Origin of the sequence: Mesorhizobium sp. B2-3-15, assembly GCF_006442875.1 — a bacterium.
GTDB classification, from domain to species: Bacteria; Pseudomonadota; Alphaproteobacteria; order Rhizobiales; family Rhizobiaceae; genus Mesorhizobium; species Mesorhizobium australicum.
In genome coordinates, this window is record NZ_VFVO01000012.1 from 198418 (window position 1) to 216614 (window position 18197).

At 65.1% G+C, this 18197-nt stretch carries 19 protein-coding genes; 8 read left to right on the forward strand and 11 right to left on the reverse strand.

All coding sequences use genetic code 11. The features are described 5' to 3' along the window. Positions 1-9: 9 nt before the first annotated feature. The 5 genes from FJ954_RS23765 to FJ954_RS23790 form a co-directional block, all read right to left on the reverse strand. The gene (locus FJ954_RS23765; protein ID WP_140663525.1) at positions 10-1323 is read right to left on the reverse strand and encodes a hypothetical protein; all 1314 of its coding nucleotides are present in this window, start codon (positions 1321-1323) and stop codon (positions 10-12) included. A 113-nt stretch (positions 1324-1436) separates the two neighbouring features. After that, positions 1437-2453 carry an ABC transporter permease gene (locus FJ954_RS23770; protein WP_023774610.1) on the reverse strand — a complete coding sequence of 339 codons (1017 nt, stop codon included), beginning with the start codon at positions 2451-2453 and terminating at the stop codon, positions 1437-1439. Next, positions 2450-4036, reverse strand: a complete 1587-nt coding sequence (locus FJ954_RS23775) for a sugar ABC transporter ATP-binding protein (RefSeq protein WP_140663527.1) — start codon at positions 4034-4036, stop codon at positions 2450-2452. The genes FJ954_RS23770 and FJ954_RS23775 overlap by 4 nt, the downstream gene beginning before the upstream one ends. 235 nt (positions 4037-4271) lie before the next feature. Continuing rightward, positions 4272-5219, reverse strand: coding sequence for a substrate-binding domain-containing protein (locus FJ954_RS23785; RefSeq protein ID WP_140663528.1), 948 nt, complete (start codon positions 5217-5219; stop codon positions 4272-4274). 264 nt (positions 5220-5483) lie between these two features. Further along, entirely contained in the window at positions 5484-6044 is a 561-nt protein-coding gene (locus FJ954_RS23790; protein WP_140663530.1) for a dienelactone hydrolase family protein, read from the reverse strand. 140 nt (positions 6045-6184) lie between these two features. Here FJ954_RS23790 and FJ954_RS23795 point away from each other — a divergent pair, with 140 nt between their 5' ends. Next, positions 6185-6883 (forward strand): RibD family protein, encoded by a 699-nt coding sequence (locus tag FJ954_RS23795; RefSeq protein ID WP_140663532.1) that lies wholly within the window; start codon positions 6185-6187, stop codon positions 6881-6883. An 18-nt stretch (positions 6884-6901) separates the two neighbouring features. Here FJ954_RS23795 and FJ954_RS23800 read toward each other — a convergent pair whose 3' ends face one another. Beyond that, complete coding sequence (locus FJ954_RS23800) at positions 6902-7786, reverse strand: SDR family oxidoreductase (RefSeq protein WP_140663534.1); 885 nt, start codon at positions 7784-7786, stop codon at positions 6902-6904. Between the two features lie 90 nt (positions 7787-7876). On the opposite strand from FJ954_RS23800, the gene FJ954_RS23805 reads away from it, so the two are divergent. Continuing rightward, positions 7877-8725 carry a helix-turn-helix transcriptional regulator gene (locus FJ954_RS23805; RefSeq protein WP_246681132.1) on the forward strand — a complete coding sequence of 283 codons (849 nt, stop codon included), beginning with the start codon at positions 7877-7879 and terminating at the stop codon, positions 8723-8725. A gap of 136 nt (positions 8726-8861) precedes the next feature. Here FJ954_RS23805 and FJ954_RS23810 read toward each other — a convergent pair whose 3' ends face one another. Continuing rightward, complete coding sequence (locus tag FJ954_RS23810; RefSeq protein ID WP_015316803.1) at positions 8862-9158, reverse strand: DUF1236 domain-containing protein; 297 nt, start codon at positions 9156-9158, stop codon at positions 8862-8864. 968 nt (positions 9159-10126) lie between these two features. Between FJ954_RS23810 and FJ954_RS23815 the strand changes: the two genes are divergently transcribed. Next, positions 10127-10354 (forward strand): polymerase, encoded by a 228-nt coding sequence (locus FJ954_RS23815; RefSeq protein WP_140663537.1) that lies wholly within the window; start codon positions 10127-10129, stop codon positions 10352-10354. Positions 10355-10415: 61 nt separating this feature from the next. Here the strand turns inward: FJ954_RS23815 and FJ954_RS23820 are convergent, their stop codons facing one another. After that, positions 10416-10655, reverse strand: coding sequence for a hypothetical protein (locus FJ954_RS23820; RefSeq protein WP_015316799.1), 240 nt, complete (start codon positions 10653-10655; stop codon positions 10416-10418). Between the two features lie 281 nt (positions 10656-10936). Here FJ954_RS23820 and FJ954_RS23825 point away from each other — a divergent pair, with 281 nt between their 5' ends. Continuing rightward, the gene (locus tag FJ954_RS23825; protein WP_140617896.1) at positions 10937-11158 is read left to right on the forward strand and encodes a hypothetical protein; all 222 of its coding nucleotides are present in this window, start codon (positions 10937-10939) and stop codon (positions 11156-11158) included. Between the two features lie 98 nt (positions 11159-11256). On the opposite strand, the gene FJ954_RS23830 is transcribed toward FJ954_RS23825, so the two are convergent. Both FJ954_RS23830 and FJ954_RS23835 read right to left on the reverse strand, forming a co-directional pair. After that, positions 11257-13173: a diguanylate cyclase gene (locus tag FJ954_RS23830; RefSeq protein WP_140663539.1), complete on the reverse strand. Its 1917-nt coding sequence runs from the start codon at positions 13171-13173 to the stop codon at positions 11257-11259. Positions 13174-13293: 120 nt separating this feature from the next. Next, the gene (locus FJ954_RS23835) at positions 13294-14196 is read right to left on the reverse strand and encodes a LysR family transcriptional regulator (RefSeq protein WP_140663541.1); all 903 of its coding nucleotides are present in this window, start codon (positions 14194-14196) and stop codon (positions 13294-13296) included. 95 nt (positions 14197-14291) lie between these two features. On the opposite strand from FJ954_RS23835, the gene FJ954_RS23840 reads away from it, so the two are divergent. From FJ954_RS23840 to FJ954_RS23855, 3 genes are all read left to right on the forward strand, one after another. Next, positions 14292-15176, forward strand: a complete 885-nt coding sequence (locus tag FJ954_RS23840) for an aldo/keto reductase family oxidoreductase (protein ID WP_140663543.1) — start codon at positions 14292-14294, stop codon at positions 15174-15176. A gap of 121 nt (positions 15177-15297) precedes the next feature. After that, a complete protein-coding gene (locus FJ954_RS23845) occupies positions 15298-16071 on the forward strand; it encodes a pseudouridine synthase (RefSeq protein ID WP_181177908.1) in 774 nt (257 codons plus the stop codon). 377 nt (positions 16072-16448) lie between these two features. Continuing rightward, complete coding sequence (locus FJ954_RS23855; protein WP_140663545.1) at positions 16449-16850, forward strand: VOC family protein; 402 nt, start codon at positions 16449-16451, stop codon at positions 16848-16850. Between the two features lie 144 nt (positions 16851-16994). On the opposite strand, the gene FJ954_RS23860 is transcribed toward FJ954_RS23855, so the two are convergent. Beyond that, positions 16995-17576, reverse strand: a complete 582-nt coding sequence (locus tag FJ954_RS23860) for a histidine phosphatase family protein (RefSeq protein WP_140663547.1) — start codon at positions 17574-17576, stop codon at positions 16995-16997. A gap of 171 nt (positions 17577-17747) precedes the next feature. On the opposite strand from FJ954_RS23860, the gene FJ954_RS23865 reads away from it, so the two are divergent. After that, positions 17748-18197 carry a universal stress protein gene (locus tag FJ954_RS23865; protein ID WP_140663549.1) on the forward strand — a complete coding sequence of 150 codons (450 nt, stop codon included), beginning with the start codon at positions 17748-17750 and terminating at the stop codon, positions 18195-18197.

Genomic DNA, 18197 nt, shown 5'->3' on the forward strand with positions numbered 1-18197 from the left:
ACAAATCCTCTACTTCCGCGCTTCGACAGTCCCGGTCACCCGCTTGGGCAGCGAGAACGCCGTCTCCAGCACGGCGGCGAGAAAACATATCCTGATCGGCTCGATCAAAATGCCGGTGGAGGAATCCTGGAACGGGCTGCCGAACAGCAGCGTCAGTCCATGGGAGAAAATCTGCCAGACATCGAGCTCGTGCGGGCCAATCAGCCGCGTCGCGCCAAGCCACAGCCAGGCCGCGCCCCAGTCGAGCAGGCGGTAGCCGACGATCAGCGTGCACAAAAGCACCAGGCTGGAACTCACCGTCAGCCGCACGCCATTGGCGATCGGCAGGTAGCGCGAACGGTAGCCGGCGATGAAATGCTCGACGAAATCGCGCAGGAATTTCGGCAGTCCGGCATAGCGCCGGCCGAACCGCTCGACGCGGCTGTCGACCCGCATCAACGCCGCGTCGTCGCGCACATCATAGCCATAGATCAGCGCCGCCATCACCAGCCAGATCAGCGGCAAAAGCATGTAGAAAAACAGATTGACCGCCACCGTCGAGGGCGCGATCGAGGTGATCTCGACCGGCACCACAGATGCGGCGCTCGTCGCCGTCACCGGGCTCGCCAGCCCGTCGATGGACGCCTGCAGCACGGACCAGAGATTGCGGCTCATCAGCCATTGCAGCGCGCTGTCCTTCCAGCGGCTGATGACGTAGAGACCGACGAAGATCCAGTTGGTCTCGCAGATCACGACCACGATCTGCCAGAACGACGTTGCCGTCGTCTTCGTCTGCATGAACTTGGCCAACCGGCGGATCAGCCATGACACGGCGACGGAAATCAGCAGCCAGCGCGAATCGAGCACGTCGAGCACATTGCCGCTCTGGCCGAAATCGGCCTGTTCGAGCGAGGCGCGCGAATATTGGCGCACGATATCGCCGAGGAACCCCCAGGCGGCGTAATAGGCAAAGAACGGCAGCAGCGCGATGGTGATCATGCGCACCAGCCGCGAGCCGCGCCGGTCAGTACCTCTCGCCTCCTTGCCAGCGACTTCGCTCTCGGAGGCCGCGGCCTTGTCCGCGCCGCGCTGCGCGGCCAGCACATTGGGCAGGCCTGGCCGTAGCACATGGAACATCGCAACCGTCACCACCAGCTGCGCCAGCGCCACCAGCGTCAGCATGGCAAGCCCGGCGAAATGGTTGGCGAGCGCCACCCTGGCAGCCAGCTGCAGCAGGAGATCGCCGGCCAGCACCCCGGCCAGCACCAGCGCCACGAGCTGCGGCCAGAAGCGCCGCAGCAGCGAAAAACTCAAGCTGATCGGCCCGATGATGTCGGCAACCATGAGATTCTTTCACGCTGCCCCGCGCGAAGCCTTTCTAGCAAGGCGCGGATGTTTTGCAAGAAATGGGGCAGCTTCCTGGCAAATGGCTGGGGTGAGCGCACAACCTCTCGCTCCTATCGCCTCACCCGCGACTTCAGCCAGCGGTCGAACGCCACCGCCAGGATCAGGATCAGCCCAATGACGATGCTTTGCGTGTAGGACGAGACGTTGTTGAACTGCAGGCCGTTCTGCAGCACGCCGATCAGGGCAGCACCCACCACCGTGCCGCCGACCGAGCCGATGCCGCCGAACAGCGAGGTGCCGCCGATGACGACGGCGGAGATCACAGTCAATTCGTAGCCGATGCCGGCCACCGCTTCGGAAGAATTCAGCCTGGCCGACAGCACGAAGGCGGCGAGCCCGGCGAAGAAGCCGACGATGACATAGACCGAGACCAGGATACGGTCGACGCGCAGGCCCGACAGCCGTGCCGCCTCGGCATTGCCGCCGACGGCATAGACGGCGCGGCCATAGCGGGTGTAGCGCAGCACGATATGGCACAGGATGGCGGCGATGGCGAAGATGATCGCCGGCACCGGCACCGGACCGATCAGCCCGGTGCCGAACCAGCGCATCGAGGCGTCGAAGCCGGAGATCGGGCCACCATTGGAAATGGTCAGCGTCAGCCCGCGGAACACCGTCAGCCCACCCAGCGTGACGACGAAGGGCGGCACTTTCAGCCTTGTGATGGCGAACCCCTGCACGCCGCCGGCGAGCGCACCGACCACGACAGCAGCGAGCAACGCCGCGAACCAGCCAAAACCTTGCGTGCCTGACGTGGACAGCGACAGCGTGTTGGCGGTGCCGCCCTTGGCGACCACGGCCGCCACCATGCCACAGAAGGCGAGCAGCGAGCCGACGGAAAGATCGATGCCGGCAGTGAGGATGACGAAGGTCATGCCGAGCGCGATCAGCCCGGTGATCGAGATCTGCCTGGTGATGTTGAACAGGTTGATCGGGTCGATGAAGCTCGGCTTCAGCACGGTGAAGACGACGACCAGCGCCGCCAGGAACAGCAGCGGCCCAAAGCTCATCAAAAGCCGCGCGATCGTCACGCCGCCGCGCTGGCTCTGTTCCTCGGCGATGCTCATCGTGCCTGCCCCTCCGCATCCTGTGCCGGCGTATCCTGCCTGTCGAGCGCCATCAGTTCCATCAATCTTTCCTCGTTTGCCTCGACGCCCGGCATTTCGCCGGTGATGCGCCCCTTGCGCATGGTGACGATGCGGTCCGACACCGCCAGCACCTCGGGCAATTCGGACGAGATCATCATCACCGCGATGCCGCGCGCCGCCAGTTGCACAAGGATCTGGTGCACCTCCGCCTTGGCGCCGACATCGACGCCGCGCGTCGGCTCGTCGACGATCAGCACTTTCGGGTCGCGCGCCAGCCAGCGCGCCAGGATCACCTTCTGCTGGTTGCCGCCCGACAGGCCCTCGATCGCCTGCTCGGCCGAAGCCATGCGGATCGACAGCATCTTCCTGAACCCCGACAGCGCGTCGCGCTCGCGCCGCTCGGCCATGAAGCCGAAGCCGTTGCTGAAGCGCCCGAGGGACGCGACGGAGAAATTCGGCAGGATACCAAGTGCCGCGAAGATCGCCTGGTGCTTGCGGTCTTCCGGCACCAGCCCAATGCCGAGCGCGATGGCGTCGGCCGGCGATGCGGGCGCGATCTGCTTGCCGTCGAGCGTGATCGTTCCCGCCGCGATGCGGTCGGCGCCGAAAATGGCGCGCGCCAGCTCCGTGCGGCCAGAGCCGACGAGGCCGGCAACGCCGAGGATCTCTCCCGCCTTGAGGTCGATATCGACACCGTCGAGCACGATGGCGTGCGGCGCTTCGGGATCGCGCACGGTGCGCAAGCCCCGAACCGACAGCACCACATCGCCGGCCGCCGCGCGTTGCGCCGGACGGGCGTAAAGTTCGGAAGCGGCGCGGCCGACCATCTTTTCGATGATGGCGGGCAATTTGACCGGCCCACCCTGACGCTCGAGATGTCCCGCCAGCCTGCCGTCGCGCAGCACCGTCATGCGGTCGCAGATGGCGGATGCCTCTTCCAGCCGGTGGGTGACGAACATGATCGCGACATGGTCCTTGCGCAGCCGGTCCATGATCGACAGCAGCCTCTGCACCTCCGTCTCGGTCAGCGCCGAGGTCGGCTCGTCCATGATGATCAGCCGGCTTTTCAAGGACAACGCACGGGCGATCTCGACCAGCTGCTGCTCGGCCACCGACAGCGCCGAAACCGGCGTCATCGGATCGATGGTAAGGCCTACACGGGCAATGATGGCGCGGGAATCCTGTTCCATCTTGCGCCAACTCACCAGCCCAAGCCGGCCGATCGGCGCGCGGCCGATGAAAATGTTCTCCGCCACTGTCAGCGTCGGGATCAGGCTGAGTTCCTGGTAGATGGTGACGATGCCCAGCCGCTTGGCCTCCTGCGGGCTCGCCGGCTGGTACTCGGCGCCGTCGAAGGTGATGCGGCCGCCGGACGGTGGCATGACCCCCGACAGGATTTTCAGAAGCGTCGATTTCCCCGCGCCGTTTTCGCCAAGCAGGCCGAGGATTTCGCCGGCGCGGACATCGAGCGAGACATCGCTCAGCGCGGTCACCCCGGCGAAATGCTTGGTGACGCCCTCGACGGCAAGCAGGATCGGCGATGCGGCTTCAGACGGAGACAAGGGTGGCTCCTTGATGCGGTTCAGGCTGCGCTTGAACACCCCCCTCTGGCCTGCCGGCCATCTCCCCCGCAAGGGGGGAGATCACCAGTGTCTCTGACCGCGCTTTTCCTGCAACGTTTGAGGTTGGCGAAAGGAGACGAACAGTCAATCTCCCCCCTTGCGGGGGAGATGTCCGGCAGGACAGAGGGGGGTGCTGTCCTGCCCGCCTCGCCAATCGGCCGATGTCCACCCGCCCCTACTTCGTCTCGTTCAGCCTCTCCGCCTTGTCGAGATTGTCCTTGCCGATGACGATGGGCGTGAGCAGCACCAGCTTCTCCTTCGGCTCCGTCTTGTCCTTGGCGTAGGCGACCGCGATCTGCACGGCGGTGCGCGACTGCTTGCCTGGGAACTGTTCGACCGTGCCGGCGAGCTTGCCGTCACGCACGGCCACCAGCGCTTCCGGCAGCGCGTCGAAGCCGTAGATCTTGACGTCGCTGAAATTGCGCGCGGCACACGCTTCGAGCGCGCCCAGCGCCATGTCGTCATTGGCGCAGATGATGGCGTCCGGCTTGCCGTTGGCGGCAAGGCCGGCTTCCGTCACCGTCAGCGCCTCGGCGCGGGCGAAGTTGGCGGTCTGCTCGTAGACGATCTGGTACTTGTCCTTCAGCGGATCGAGCACATTGTGCACGCCCTTGTTGCGGTCGATCGCGGGACCCGCGCCCGGCTGGCCCTGCAGGTGGAACAGCTTGGCGCCATTGGGGAACGCCGCCACCACGGCCTGGGCTTCCGCCTCGCCGCCCTTGACATTGTCGGCGCCGACATGGGCCAGAATGCCCTGGACACCGTCGACGCGGCGGTCGATCGTCACCACGGGAACGCCGGCCTTCACCGCTTCCTCGATGGCTGGCGCCAGCGCGTTGACGTCGAGCGGCGAGATGACGATGGCGTTGACCTTCTGCACCAGCGCCGCCTCGATGTCGGCGGTCTGCTTGGTGGCCGAGTTCTGGCCGTCGCTCTCGGTCAGGTTGACGCCTTGCGCCTGCGCTTCGGCCTTGATCTCATTCAGCATGTGCACGAAGAACGGAAAGCCGAGACTGGGCACCGAGCCCAGTATGGTGAGTTTGTCCTCGGCGAAAGCCGAGCGTGCGGCGAGCATCATGGCGCCCGCGGCCACGGACGTCATCAGGAATTCGCGTCTGTTCATGGGTTTCCTCCTCCACAGAAGCGCACGGCCCCTAAAAACCGGGACCGGTTTCAGGAAGGATCATGCGCCGGTTAAAGTGTTGGAGCATCCTCCTTGCGCCAAGAACGCATGCCGCTCCAGCTGACCGCCGCCTAAACTCCTCCGATCGGCGTCAACAAGAGGATGCTAACCCAGGGTCAACCATTTGTGCAACATCGATATAACAGCCTGGACAGCAACTTGTCGGAATTGTCTGAATTTTGGACTCTTCGGTCCGAAGGCCTTCTACGTCAGGAACGCCAAGGAGCGGCTCCAGAGCTGCGCGGCCGCCGTTGCATTGTAATCGGACAGTGCCGGGTCGGAAAAATAATGTCCCGCGTTTGGATAGCGGAAAACCTGCACATCCGCTCTCGCTGCCTCCGCGCTTTCCTGCCAGGCAGTGACGTCGGGCTCGGGGAACAGTGGATCGGTGTCCGCGACATGCAGTTGGATGGGCAAGCCGGGTCGTGTGTTGGCAGGCACGGTCGCCAAACCATGCAACAGCAGAACACCCGTTGCCAGCGGCCGCGACGCCCAGAATTCCGCCACCACGCCGGCTCCCATCGAGATACCCGCCAGCACCGCATCCCCCGGCGTCGAGGCCAGAGCCTCTCGCGCCTTCAGGCAGATGGCACCCCAGCCGATCCGCGCCTTGATCGCGAAACCTTCATCCAGATCATCCGTCGCCGCACCCTGATAAAGATCTGGCAGTGCGACCGCATGGCCGCAGGCGCGAAGGCATTCCGCAAGATGACGCTCGATCGGGCGAAGGCCAAGAACCGAGTGAAACAGGATGATGTCCGTCATGCACCGGCCCCTAGGTCGCGCAGATCCAGTCATTTTTTACCTGCCGGGGCGTGCAGCCTCAAGGCACACCGCATCGGCTTCCATTTTCCCGGTGCGCCACTACCTTTGGGACGGCCAGGCCGACGAAATGGAGACACCATATGAAGCCGCGCATCATCTGCCACATGCTTGCCTCGCTCGACGGCAGCCTTCATCCAAGCCGCTATACTGAAAGCCCCGACGGCAGCCGGGCGGAGTGGTCGGGCCTCTATGAAAAGATCCACAACGACCTCGAAGGTGACGCCTGGATCGTCGGCCGCGTCACCATGGCCGAGATGAGCAAGGCCGCCGCGCATCCGCCCGAGCATGTGGGCAAGGTCGATCGGCCGCATCATTTCGCGCGGCGCGACGCGGGCAGCTTTGCCGTGGCGCTCGATGCCTCGGGCAAGCTGCACTTCGCCAAACCCGATATCGGCGGCGACCATGTCGTGGTGCTGCTCGGGTATGATGTGGCCGACAGCCATCTGGCCGAGCTCGCCACCGACGGGGTATCCTATATCGTGTCGCAAACGCCCGGCATCGATCTCGCCGCCATGCTGGACGTGCTCGGGCGTGAGTTCGGCATCCGCCGCCTGCTGCTCGAAGGCGGCGCCGGCATCAACGGCTCCTTCCTGGCGGCGGGGCTGGTCGATGAACTCAGCCTTCTCATTGCTCCCGCGCTCGATGCGCGGGCGGCAAACCAGGGCTTTGTCGAGTTCGGTGAAAGCGGCCTTGCCGACAAGGTGCGGTTGTCGCTCAAGGATTGCAAAGCCCTCGCGCACGGGCTCGTCCATTTGCGCTACGCCGTCACCCCGGGCTAAGGCCGCCTCTTACGCGCCTCAGTATCGCATCGCGTCCAGATCGGCGATCAGCGTCGGGCCGGTCGGACGCCAGCCGAGCCGTGCCTGGGTCAGGGCGCTGGACGCCGGCAGGTCCATGGGGGCGAACATCGCCATCCAGCCGAAATGCTCCGCCGCCTTTTCCGGCGCGATCGAAACCACCGGCAGGTTCAGTCCCCGGCCAAGCGCCTCGGCGATCGCGCGCACCTCGACGCCTTCCTCGCCGACGGCGTGATAGCGCGCGCCGGGCTGTCGCTTTTCCACCGCGAGCCGGTAGAGACGCGCGGCGTCCGCGACATGGCCGGCCGAATAGCGGTTGCGGCCCTCGCCGACATAGGCCGAGGTGCCCTTCTGGCGCGCGATCTCGATGAGCGGCGAAATCAGCCCCTGCTTAAGGGTGTTGTGGACCTGCGGCAGGCGCATCACCGACAGGTTGATGCCCGCCTCCAGCAACGCATTCCCGGCGAGTTCCGAGGCGATGCGCGGATTGGGGTGATCGGGGTTGAAGACATCCTCGACGGCCAGTTGGCCATGGCCGGGACTGCCCATGCCGACGCCCGAGGTGATCACCAGCGGCCGGTCGGAGCCGGCGAGTGCCTGGCCGAGCGCGGCGATGACACGGCTGTCCTTTTCGCAATTCTCGGCGAACCGCGAAAAATCATGGTCGAACGCGGTGTGGATCACGGCTTCCGCCTCCGCCGCGCCGTCGCGCAGGCCTTGGGGATTCTCAAGGGTTCCGCGGTACACCTCGGCGCCGGCGGCGGCCAACGCCTCGGCACCGGCATCGGAGCGGGTGACGCCGACGACCTGATGGCCGGCCTGAAGAAGTTCGGGAACGATGGCCGAACCGATGAAACCGGTCGCGCCGGTTAAAAAGATACGCATGCAAAATCTCCTGCACAGTTGCCCGCGTACTATCGCTGCTCTATTATTCCATTAAAGTAGTGATCTTATCATGGTATAATGGCTAACAGGATGCCCAACACTTCCGCCGGTTCGCTCGCGGCATTCCTGAAAGACAGACGCACCCGGCTCGACCCATCTTCGTTCGGCTTTTCCGGGCGCAGGCGCACGCCGGGACTGCGCCGGGAAGAGGTCGCGCAACGCGCCAACATCAGCCCGACCTGGTACACATGGCTGGAACAGGGACGCGGCGGCGCGCCTTCGGCCGACGTGCTGAACCGGATCGCCAAGGGCCTGCTGCTGACCGAGGCCGAGCGCGAACATCTTTTCATGCTGGGGCTCGGGCGCCCGCCCGAGGTCCGCTACATCGGCGCCGACGGCGTCAGCCCCAGGCTGCAGCGCCTTATCGACACGCTCGAGGCAAGCCCGGCCCTGATCAAGACGGCGACCTGGGATGTCGTCGCCTGGAACCGCGCCGCGCAAGTCGTGATGACCGATTACAGCACCTTGCCCGCTGGCCAGCGCAACATCCTGCGGTTTATGTTCCTGAGCCCCACCATCCGCGCCAAGCAGCACGATTGGGAGAACCTCGCCCGTTTCGTGGTCGGCGCGTTCCGGGCCGATGCGGCGCGCGCCGGCGCGGTGTCAGAGGTCGCCCAACTGGTGGAGGAGCTTTGCAGCGCCAGCCCGGAATTCGACGCGCTGTGGCGGGAAAACGACGTGCTCAGCCATGGCGACGGGACAAAGCGCCTGAAGCATCCCGAACTCGGCGACATCGAGCTGGAATATTCAGCCTTCGCGGTGGATGGGCGGCCGGATCTGAGCCTGACCGTCTACAACCCGGTGGACAGCAAGGTCGCCGACCGGATCCGCGATCTCGCCCGGCGGCATAATGAGCGAGAGGCGGACCTGTCGCGTTGACTCTGGATCCGATTCAAGGCGGCGTTCGCACACCCGTTCAGCTTGCGCAAGGTCGGCATCCACCCACGCAAATCTGATTGTCAGGCAACGCATTTGCACGGTGGCCCGCCGCCAGCCGGCAGCGGGCCAGGCGCCGCTACTGGATGATCTTGACGATCTTGCGGGTGCTTGGATCGACGATCACGGTCCGGTCGTCGACGACGGTGTAGCGATACTTGACGTTGGGGACTTCGTGAAGCTCGACGGTATCGGGCAAGGCCGTGCCGACGTTGAGTTCCACGCCGGGAACCTTGACCGAAGCCAGCGGCTGCTTATGCACATACTCCTTGATCACTGTTTCCTGCTCGGGCTGGATGACGACGTCCTCGGCAGCGGCTGCGCCGACACCTGCGAGCAAGAGAACGGCGGCTACGGCGGCAAGATCTTTTTTCATGAGTACCTCCATCTGAAACCTGCACAGCACAACATTGTCACCGCGCTGCCGGATCGAACTTCAGGCATGATTGAATGTTCCGGGCTTGGGCTTCGGTCCGGCCAGCACCGGACTTAGGTCCCATCGAAAAACGCAATAGTCCTGCCGGCGCCGCCGCCGGGAACGGCCGTCTTTCGCGCTCGTTGTTCGCTGCAAGTTCATCGCGGATACCTGACGGATGTCGGGCAGTACTGCGGGTGTGTTTTTTGCGAATTGGCGCAGCTACGTCCCTTCCTGCGCCAATAGGGTTCGCTCACTGCTTCAGGCGGTGAGCGAACCCTAAACCTCGGCGTCAGCCGATAAGTGAGGAGGTTTAATGTTCAGCGACAAGGAAACCCGCCTTATGGAGGCGGCGCTGGTGATGGCGGTCCCGTTGTCGGCCTTGATCGCCGTCCTGCTCGTCAGCCTTACTTTGAACTGGTAGCAGCCCTTGCTGCCTTTATCGCCAATCGTGGGGTCGAGTTGAGGCTGTGGGACAACAGATCCGTCCATGCAATCCCAACCTGACCATGCTGGCCCGATCTGACCATGCTGGCTAGCCGCCAAAGGGAGGAGAATCGCGCCTTTGTCGCCGTGGAGCAAGGCGGACGGTACCGGCGCGCTTTCCGCCACCCCGCTGATCGGGCCTTGCCCTCGCTGCACAACCAGCGCTTACCGCTGCCCGTGGAAATCGCGGTCCGTTTGTGACCCTTTCAGAAAGGAGCCCGGCCTGCTTTGGCGGAGGGCTCGGCACGTTGCGAGCAGGCCGGGCTATGCTCCGGCTGCCACACTTGGCGGAGGCTCGGGCCGGTGCAAAGGCAGGTTGTGCGTTTATCGCTCGACCCGCAACTCGGACTGAAGTCCTGCGAACCAGGCGCATTGGTCCCAAACATTGAACATAGTTTGCTGGCGCTCGTTGCCGAGAGGGACGCGTGAATTGGAGAAGAGCAATGCAGCTTGGTGAGATCATCGCCAACACCTTGGCCATCCTCTTGCTGGTCTGTTTTCTCGCCAGCACATTCTTCCTTTTCGGAAAGCCATTGTGGCCGGAGCAGCATGCCCGCATGATCATCATCGTGCCGGTTGACGCGATGGCGACAGCCTCGACCAGCCGCCGTGGCCCACCCGCGCTGCCAGGCACCTTCGACACCGGCCTTGCCCATCCAAGGCCGTCCTGATGGGCATCGGCGATGGTGAGCCGACCCTAGCCGGCGCTATCGAGCGCTGCTCGCGGCAAGCCTAATCGAGCTTCTGGATGCGCCCTTTGTCGAGACGGAACACGCCATCGTTGCCGCCTTGTTGCTCGAAGTCGGTCTGCAGCTCATCCCAGATACCAAGATATCTGCCGCACTCGGCGCAACTGATCCGCGTCGATGGTGTCGCATCGGCCGGAATTTGCAGGCGGATGGTGCCGCAAAAGGGGCACTCCAATCGGTGATCGAGATATTCGCCAGGGCGCGTCTGTAATAGCCTGCGCACAGCTTCCTCCTGGATTTGGGTGGAAGCAGGATGATCGCTCCCAAGCGCCCACGTGTCTTCGCGTCGCGGACGGCCTTTGACAAGTTACGCCAGCCATTGGCGGGGTCAATAAACAAAGACATGACTGCCAATCACCAGCCCAATCCTGGAAGCGTGGCGGCCGCCGCATCTCCAGGCAGACGCCTGACCCCGGCAGCGAATACAGCTTCACGAACGGCCCGGAACCAAACCACCCGGCAGCGGTTTCCCAATGGAAGGGACCGCAAACCACGGAAGCAGCAATGGAACTTTTGACCTTGGAACTTGCCAGGGCGAGGCAGCGACTTAACCGGGCGGAACTCGCCCTTGAACGCGCAAACGCGATGCTGGACGAAGACTGTGGCGTCGGTATCAATCTGCGGCTTTGTGACAGGATAAGATCCGCGCAACAACGCGTCGGTGAAGCGAAGGCTCGTCTTGTGAAGCTCGATCGCGCCAGCACGGATTCAGCTCACTCCGGCTGAGCTTACGCGCCACCGAGAGAGCTTCCCGCCCGGACCCTCGTTCAGGCAATCGCAAGCTCAGCCTTGATCCAAATCCACCGGCAGTGGCCTTGCAAGTCTCATATCTTGCGCCGGGAACCGGTCGAGCGTTGGTCGCTGAGATGCGGGCGCCAGCCATGCACCCGGTCCCGCCCGGCGGCCTTGGCGCCGTAAAGCGCCTCGTCGGCGCGTCTCAGAAGATCGGCAATCTCCATCGCGGCGCCGTCCGCATCGAGGGTGCTCACCCCAATGCTGACCGTGACGATACCCTTTTCGCTGCCGGCATGCGCCATGGCAAGGTCGCGCACCTTGCTCCTGAGGGTCTCGGCGATGACGAAGGCGCCCCGGGCGTCGGTCTCCGGCAGGATGAGCGCGAACTCCTCGCCGCCGTAGCGGGCCGCCGCGTCGGCCGGACGGCGGGCAGTCGCCTGGATGCAGCGGCTCACGGCGCGCAGGCAATCATCGCCCGCCGGATGGCCGTAATGGTCGTTGAACCGCTTAAACCAGTCGACATCGATGATCACCAGGCTGAGCGGCGCCGCATTGCGCCTGGCGCGCGAGAATTCGCGCGCCAGCGCTTCATCGAAGGCGCGGCGCGTCCACAGTTCGGTCAGCCCGTCGCGGTGCGCCAGAAGGTTCAGCTTCTCGTTGACGGCCAGCAGTTCGGCCTCGACCTGCTTGGCCTCGGTGATGTCGGAAAACACGCTGAGGCTGCCGCCGTCGCCTGTCGGCCGGGTGCGTACGTCGAGCCAGCGGCCGTCGGCGAGCCGGACCTGGCGGTGGCTGACAAGCTTCTGCGAGGCCATGATGCCGTCGATCCAGCCCTCGACCGCGTCTGGCGGTGTGGTCCCCTCGCCGCGCGCCGCCGAGGCGCGCAGGATGTCGCGATAGTCGGCCCCGGGCACCCTCATCTCAGCCGTCTTAGGAAACATGGCGCGATACTGGTCGTTGCACAGCACCAGCCTGCCGTCCGGGTCGAACATCACCAGACCGTCGGCCATGTGTGTCAAGGCGTCTCCGAGCCGGACCCGACTTTCCGCCAGCTCGGTCTCGAGCTGCTTGCGCGCCGTGATGTCGCGATTGTGCGTGATCAGGCCGACGACGGCCCCGCTCCTGTCGCGAAAGGGCGCCTTCAAGGTCGCCAGCCAGCCTTCGGTTCCATCCTCGTGGTGAAGGTGCTGTTCGATGGTGGACGAGACGCCCGACGCCAGCACGGCAAGCTCGTCCTCGCGGAAACCTTTCGCCGTCTCGCGCGGATAGAAGTCGAAGTCCGTCTTGCCGATCAGCGCCTTGGCGTCTGGCGCCTGCATCAGTTCGGCCGTTGCCGGATTGGCCGCGATGAACCGCCCGTCGAGGTCCTTGACGTTCAGGCAATCCGGCAGCGTCTCCACCACGGCCTTGTAGATGCGCCGCGACTGCAGCGCCTCGAGGCGCCGCCGCTCCTGGTAAAGCGTAAGCCCCGACAGCACCACCGAGACGAAGATGAGCAGGGAGGAAGGCAGCGCAACCTTCGGCAGGACTGTTTGCAGCACATCCCGCGGCAGGACGCTGAGGCCAAGCAGCGACGCCGCCGCTGCCGCCGCGCCGAGGGTCATGATGTCGACCATGGTGGGACGGCGGCCCCTAAGGGCAAGGTTTCCGACAACACCGACCAGCATGGCGGCCGCGATCCCCACCGCGCCGGCGAAGGCGCCGATGCCACCCTCGAAAGTCCGGAACGCACCGGCCATAACCCCGGCGACGACGCCGGCGACGGGACCGCCGAAGAAGCCGGCAACGGCAATCATCGTCGCCCTGAGATCGGCGAGAACGCCAGGCTGCAACTGCATGGGTGTGAGCATCAGTATGATGGCGCCGGCGCCCATCAGCAAGCCGAAAGCGGCGGCCTTCGCGGCGGGCGGCCAACAGTCCAGCCACACATGGGTGTGGATCCAGACCGAAACGAACAACGCCACGACCGCGAGATTGGCCAGCAATTCGGACCAGGGCGAACCCATTGCGCGCCTTTCCCTTACCGGGCTTTCGCCGTACCGCCTCCTCGATAGACCCTCAATGACAACAAAGTGTTACATCAGGGATTGCCTTTGGTCGAAGGAGCCAGGCCGTCGCGCCCCCCCTCACCACCGCATCCCGTCGACAAAATCGATGAATGCCCGCAGCGGCGCTGGCGTCAGGCGGCGGCCGGGGTAGTAAAGGAACGGACCCGAGAATTCCTGCCACCAAGGCTCCAGCACGGGCTCGAGCCTGCCATCGTCGAAATAGGGGCGCAGCCAGTCCTCGAACAATGAGACGATACCGCCGCCGTCGACCGCCACGCTGACAGCGAGGTCCATCGCCGTGCCGGTGCTGACCAGCAGCGGGCCGGTCGGGTCGACGCTCACCGTCTCGCCGTTGCGTTCGAAGTCCCAGGGCGGCATGGAGCCGCTGGCGAAGCGGCCGCGCAGGCAGGCGTGATCGAGCAGGTCGCGTGGATGGCCGGGCCGGCCGCGCCGATCGAGATAGGCCGGTGCGGCGGCGGTGGCGAAGCGCTGCCGCCGCGGGCCGATCGGCACCGCGATCATGTCCTGCTCCAGCCGTTCGTCATAGCGGATGCCGGCATCGCAACCGCTCGCCAGTATGTCGACGAAACTGTCCTCGGCGGTTACTTCGACCCTGATATCGGGATAGGCCGCGAGGAAGGGCGGCAGAAGGCGAGGCAGCACCAGTTTCGCCGCCACCACCGGCACGTTGAGCCGTAGCGTGCCCGCCGGACGGCCGCGAAAACCGTTGACCACATCGAGCGCCGCCTCGACCTCGCCGAGCGCGGGACCTAGCCGCTCCAGCAGACGCGCGCCGGCTTCAGTGGGGGCGACGCTGCGCGTGGTACGGTTGAGGAGCCGCACGCCGAGCCCGCTCTCCAGCCGTCGCACCGTCTCGCTCAGGCTGGAGGCGCTGAAGCCGGTCGTCCGCGCCGCCTGCCGAAACCCGCCCGCGCGCGCCACCGCCATGAATGCCTGGAGGTCACCCAGATCCGTTGCCATTGTTCGCCTTTCCGCACAGCCTGTGCCGACTGCGCCATATTATCGCGCGGGCGGGGGCTGTCTATATCGGGCCGATCCAAAGGAGATCGAGACCCATGACAGACATCAGCAAGGCCGGAACTTTCAAGCTCGGCGACCGCACAGTGAAGCGCCTGGGCTATGGCGCCATGCAACTGGCCGGACCCGGCGTCTTCGGCCCGCCGAAGGACCGCGACGCGGCGATCGCCGTGCTGCGCGAGGCCATTGCCAGCGGCGTCGACCATATCGACACATCGGATTTCTATGGTCCCCACGTCACCAACCAGATCATCCGCGAGGCGCTGCACCCCTACCCCGCGGACCTCACAATCGTCACCAAGATCAGTGCGCGGCGCGGCGCGGATGCCTCGTGGATCCCGGCGATGTCGCCGCCGGAACTGACGCAGGCCGTGCACGACAATCTGCGCAATCTCGGGCTGGACGTGATCGAGGTCGTGAACCTGCGCTCCATGCATGGCATCCACGGGCCCGCCGAAGGCTCGCTCGAGCCGCAACTCCACACGCTTGCCGAGTTGCAGCGCCAGGGGCTGGTGCGCCATATCGGTTTGAGCAATGTCACCCGCAAGCAGATCGCGCAAGGACGCGGCATGGCCGACATCGTCTGCGTGCAGAACCAATACAACATCGCGCATCGCCAGGACGACGCGCTGATCGACGAGCTTGCCGCCGACGGCATCGCCTATGTGCCGTTCTTCCCGCTCGGCGGCTTCACGCCGCTGCAGTCGAGCACGCTTGCCGACGTCGCGCAAAAACTCGGCGCCACCCCCATGCAGGTGGCGCTCGCCTGGCTGTTGCAGCGCTCGCCCAACATCCTGCTTATCCCCGGCACCTCGTCAGTCGGGCATCTCAGGGAGAACCTGGCGGCCGCAGAGCTTAAGCTGCCGGCGGATGCCGTCCAGGTCTTGAACGGCATAGCAGGCGAGACCGAGCAGGCCGCGTGACGCGTCGAAAGGCCCCGTTTGGCCGGCTTGCCGCCGGGGCCTCGATGCGGCCTCGGCGGCAGCTTGCTAAGCTGACGCTGCCCATGGCATCTGTCCAATACCACGGATCGACCCAAGCAGCATGGCTTCACGACCACCACCGCCCGGCAGGCCGCCACCCGGCAAGCCACGCAGCGCCGGCCCTCCTGGCGTCAGCCTGAACCGAGCGCTCTCAAAACTCGGCCTGTGCTCGCGCACGCAGGGCGAGGCGCTGATCGCGCAAGGCCGCGTGCGCGTCGGCGGCAAGGTGGTGCGCGATGCCGCGCTGCGCGTCGACATGAACCGCGACAGGATCGTCGTCGATGGCGTCGAGGTGGTTGCCGAGCGCGAGGTCTATCTCATGGTGAACAAGCCGCGCGGGCTGGTCACCACGCGCGACGACCCGCTCGAGCGCGACACCGTCTATGCCTGTCTCGAAGGGCTCGACCTGCCCTTCGTTTCGCCGGTCGGCCGGCTGGACAAGGCCAGCGAAGGCCTGCTTCTGATGACCAACGACACACGCTTCGCCAACCGGCTGATGGACCCGGCCTCGCACCTGCCCAAGACCTATCACGTGCAGGTCGCCACGGTGCCGGATGAAACGATGCTGGACAAACTCCGCGCGGGCGCCACCATCGACGGCGAGGCCTTGGCGGCCAATTCGATCGAATTCCTGCGCAGCGGCGGTCGCACGGCCTGGCTGGAGATCGTGCTCGACGAAGGCAAGAACCGCCACATCCGCCGCCTGCTCGCCGCTCATGGCATCGAGGTCAAGCGCCTGATCCGCGTCGCCATCGGCAGCCTGACGCTCGGCGACCTCGCCAAGGGCGCCGCGCGGCACCTCACGCCGGAGGAACTGGCGCTGCTGGCGGGCTGAGCGAAGCCCCAAGGCAGCGTTATCTTGCGTCTGGCTTTCGCGGACAAATGCCTCGAGAAAAAAGCCACCACCGATGATTTTCCCCCACCCGCTTTGTCCTGATCTACAGGCGCCGGAATGGTCCGCCGCCGGAAGAGCGAGGTGATCCATGGGATCGTTGCAAGATCAAAATGTCGTCGTGGTCGGAGGCAGCCGGGGCGTCGGCCGCTCGATCGTGGAAGCCGCGCTGCGCGAGGGCGCGACCATGCTTGCCGCCGCTCTGGTCCGAACCGAACATCTGGTCCGAACCCGTCTCCTGACAGAAAGCTGTCAGGAGGCCTGCTTTATAGATTGATCGAAAGCCCGGCCCGGGCTTCAGTGACCAAGGAACCTAAGCGATGAATTTCGTCTCAGTCCACATCATCACATCGGATGTCCAGCGCCTCGTGCGCTTCTACGGTGAGGTCACCGGCATGCCGGTGACGGTATATACCGAAGACTTCGCCGAACTGTCGACGCCAGCCTGCACGCTGGCGATCGGCAGCACGCGCACCTTGATGCTGTTCGGCGGCGACATCGCCCGCCCCGCCGACAACCACACGGCAATCCTCGAATTCCGCGTCGGCGACGTCGATGCCGAATTCGCCCGGCTGTCGGACCTCATCAAGAGCACGACCGTGCAGCAGCCGACCACCATGCCCTGGGGGAACCGCTCGCTGCTGTTTCGCGACCCCGACGGCAATCTGGTGAATTTCTTCCAGCCCGTCACCGCCGAGGCGATCCGGAAGTTTGACAGATAGAGACGGTCGGGATTGGCTAGGGTTTGGGAATTGCCGAAGCCTCCCCGCGTTCGTCATCCCAGGGCGGAGCAGCCGCGAAAGCGGCGTGGCGGAGACCCTGGGATGACGAAACGACGGCGCTTCCGCGCCGACCCGGTGCCCGCACTACTTCCCGTTCCACTTGCGTACGACCGGCTCACCGACATCATGTTCGTAGCCGAGCACGCTGATGCTGGCCGTGTCGAGCACGAACAGCGCCCCGCCTTCCGGCGGCAGACCCAGCCAGCGGGCGGCCAGCACGCGCAGGAAATGCGCGCTGGAAAAGATCAGTATGTCGGCATTGGCCTTGCGCAGGCGCTCGATGATCCTGTCGGCGCGGGTGCCGACATCGGCCGCCAGCTCGCCTTGCGGACAGCCGTCGCGAAACACGTTCCAGCCCGGCCGCTCGGCCAGGATCTCTTTCGTCGTGCGCCCTTCATAGGCGCCGTAGTCCCACTCCTGCAGATCGTCCATCTTGACGCTTGCCGCGCCAAAGCCGGCAAGCACGCTGGTGTTGTAGGCGCGCAGCGAGGGGCTCGACCAGACGGCTGAGAACGATAGGCCTTTCAACCGCTCCGCAACACCCCGCGCGGCCGCCTCGCCGGCCGGCGTCAGCGGCATGTCGGTGCGCCCGGTATGCTGCCCCGAAAGGCTCCATGCCGTCTCGCCATGCCGGACCAGATGGATTTGGGGGAACGCACTGCTCATGGGGTACCTTTCGATGTCGGCGGCACCTTAGAGGACGATGCGGCAAAGGGGAATCCGGGGTACTGGCGAAACCTCGCCTGGCCCTGATTCCCGCCGCATTGGCACAATGATTGAGCGTGCGGCATAACTATCTCTGCTGGATAGTCATCAGGCACGACAGGCAACACCATCATGTACAAACATCTGCTCATCGCCACCGACGGTTCTGACCTGGCCGACAAGGGTGTCGCCCAGGGCCTCACACTGGCCAAGGGCATCGGCGCCGCCGTCACCTTCGTTACCGTCTCGGAACAATTCCCGATCTTCGCCTGGGGCGGCGCCATGGCCGGCTATGCCGCCGGCGACGAACTGGTCACCTATCAGGAGGAAGCGCGCCGCTATGGCAAGGAAGTGCTCGACAAATGCAAGGCATCCGCCGATGCCGCCGGCGTGTCCGCCACGCTGGTCCATGTCGAGGACAAAAGGCCGGCCGAAGCGATCCTGGAACTGTCGCGGGCGCAAGGCTGCGACCTGATCGTCATGGCCTCGCACGGCCGCCGGGGCCTCGGCAGGCTGCTTCTGGGCAGCCAGACGGCGGAAGTGCTGTCCTACACCGAGATCCCGGTGCTGGTGGTGCGGTAG

Excerpts from the sequence above, each read along its gene's own strand:
- FJ954_RS23765 (WP_140663525.1), bottom strand. The coding sequence starts at position 1,323 with ATGGTTGCCGACATCATCGGGCCGATCAGCTTGAGTTTTTCGCTGCTG.
- FJ954_RS23770 (WP_023774610.1), bottom strand. The coding sequence starts at position 2,453 with ATGAGCATCGCCGAGGAACAGAGCCAGCGCGGCGGCGTGACGATCGCG.
- FJ954_RS23785 (WP_140663528.1), bottom strand. The coding sequence starts at position 5,219 with ATGAACAGACGCGAATTCCTGATGACGTCCGTGGCCGCGGGCGCCATG.
- FJ954_RS23790 (WP_140663530.1), bottom strand. The coding sequence starts at position 6,044 with ATGACGGACATCATCCTGTTTCACTCGGTTCTTGGCCTTCGCCCGATC.
- FJ954_RS23795 (WP_140663532.1), top strand. The coding sequence starts at position 6,185 with ATGAAGCCGCGCATCATCTGCCACATGCTTGCCTCGCTCGACGGCAGC.
- FJ954_RS23800 (WP_140663534.1), bottom strand. The coding sequence starts at position 7,786 with ATGCGTATCTTTTTAACCGGCGCGACCGGTTTCATCGGTTCGGCCATC.
- FJ954_RS23805 (WP_246681132.1), top strand. The coding sequence starts at position 7,877 with ATGCCCAACACTTCCGCCGGTTCGCTCGCGGCATTCCTGAAAGACAGA.
- FJ954_RS23810 (WP_015316803.1), bottom strand. The coding sequence starts at position 9,158 with ATGAAAAAAGATCTTGCCGCCGTAGCCGCCGTTCTCTTGCTCGCAGGT.
- FJ954_RS23815 (WP_140663537.1), top strand. The coding sequence starts at position 10,127 with ATGCAGCTTGGTGAGATCATCGCCAACACCTTGGCCATCCTCTTGCTG.
- FJ954_RS23825 (WP_140617896.1), top strand. The coding sequence starts at position 10,937 with ATGGAACTTTTGACCTTGGAACTTGCCAGGGCGAGGCAGCGACTTAAC.
- FJ954_RS23830 (WP_140663539.1), bottom strand. The coding sequence starts at position 13,173 with ATGGGTTCGCCCTGGTCCGAATTGCTGGCCAATCTCGCGGTCGTGGCG.
- FJ954_RS23835 (WP_140663541.1), bottom strand. The coding sequence starts at position 14,196 with ATGGCAACGGATCTGGGTGACCTCCAGGCATTCATGGCGGTGGCGCGC.
- FJ954_RS23840 (WP_140663543.1), top strand. The coding sequence starts at position 14,292 with ATGACAGACATCAGCAAGGCCGGAACTTTCAAGCTCGGCGACCGCACA.
- FJ954_RS23845 (WP_181177908.1), top strand. The coding sequence starts at position 15,298 with ATGGCTTCACGACCACCACCGCCCGGCAGGCCGCCACCCGGCAAGCCA.
- FJ954_RS23855 (WP_140663545.1), top strand. The coding sequence starts at position 16,449 with ATGAATTTCGTCTCAGTCCACATCATCACATCGGATGTCCAGCGCCTC.
- FJ954_RS23860 (WP_140663547.1), bottom strand. The coding sequence starts at position 17,576 with ATGAGCAGTGCGTTCCCCCAAATCCATCTGGTCCGGCATGGCGAGACG.
- FJ954_RS23865 (WP_140663549.1), top strand. The coding sequence starts at position 17,748 with ATGTACAAACATCTGCTCATCGCCACCGACGGTTCTGACCTGGCCGAC.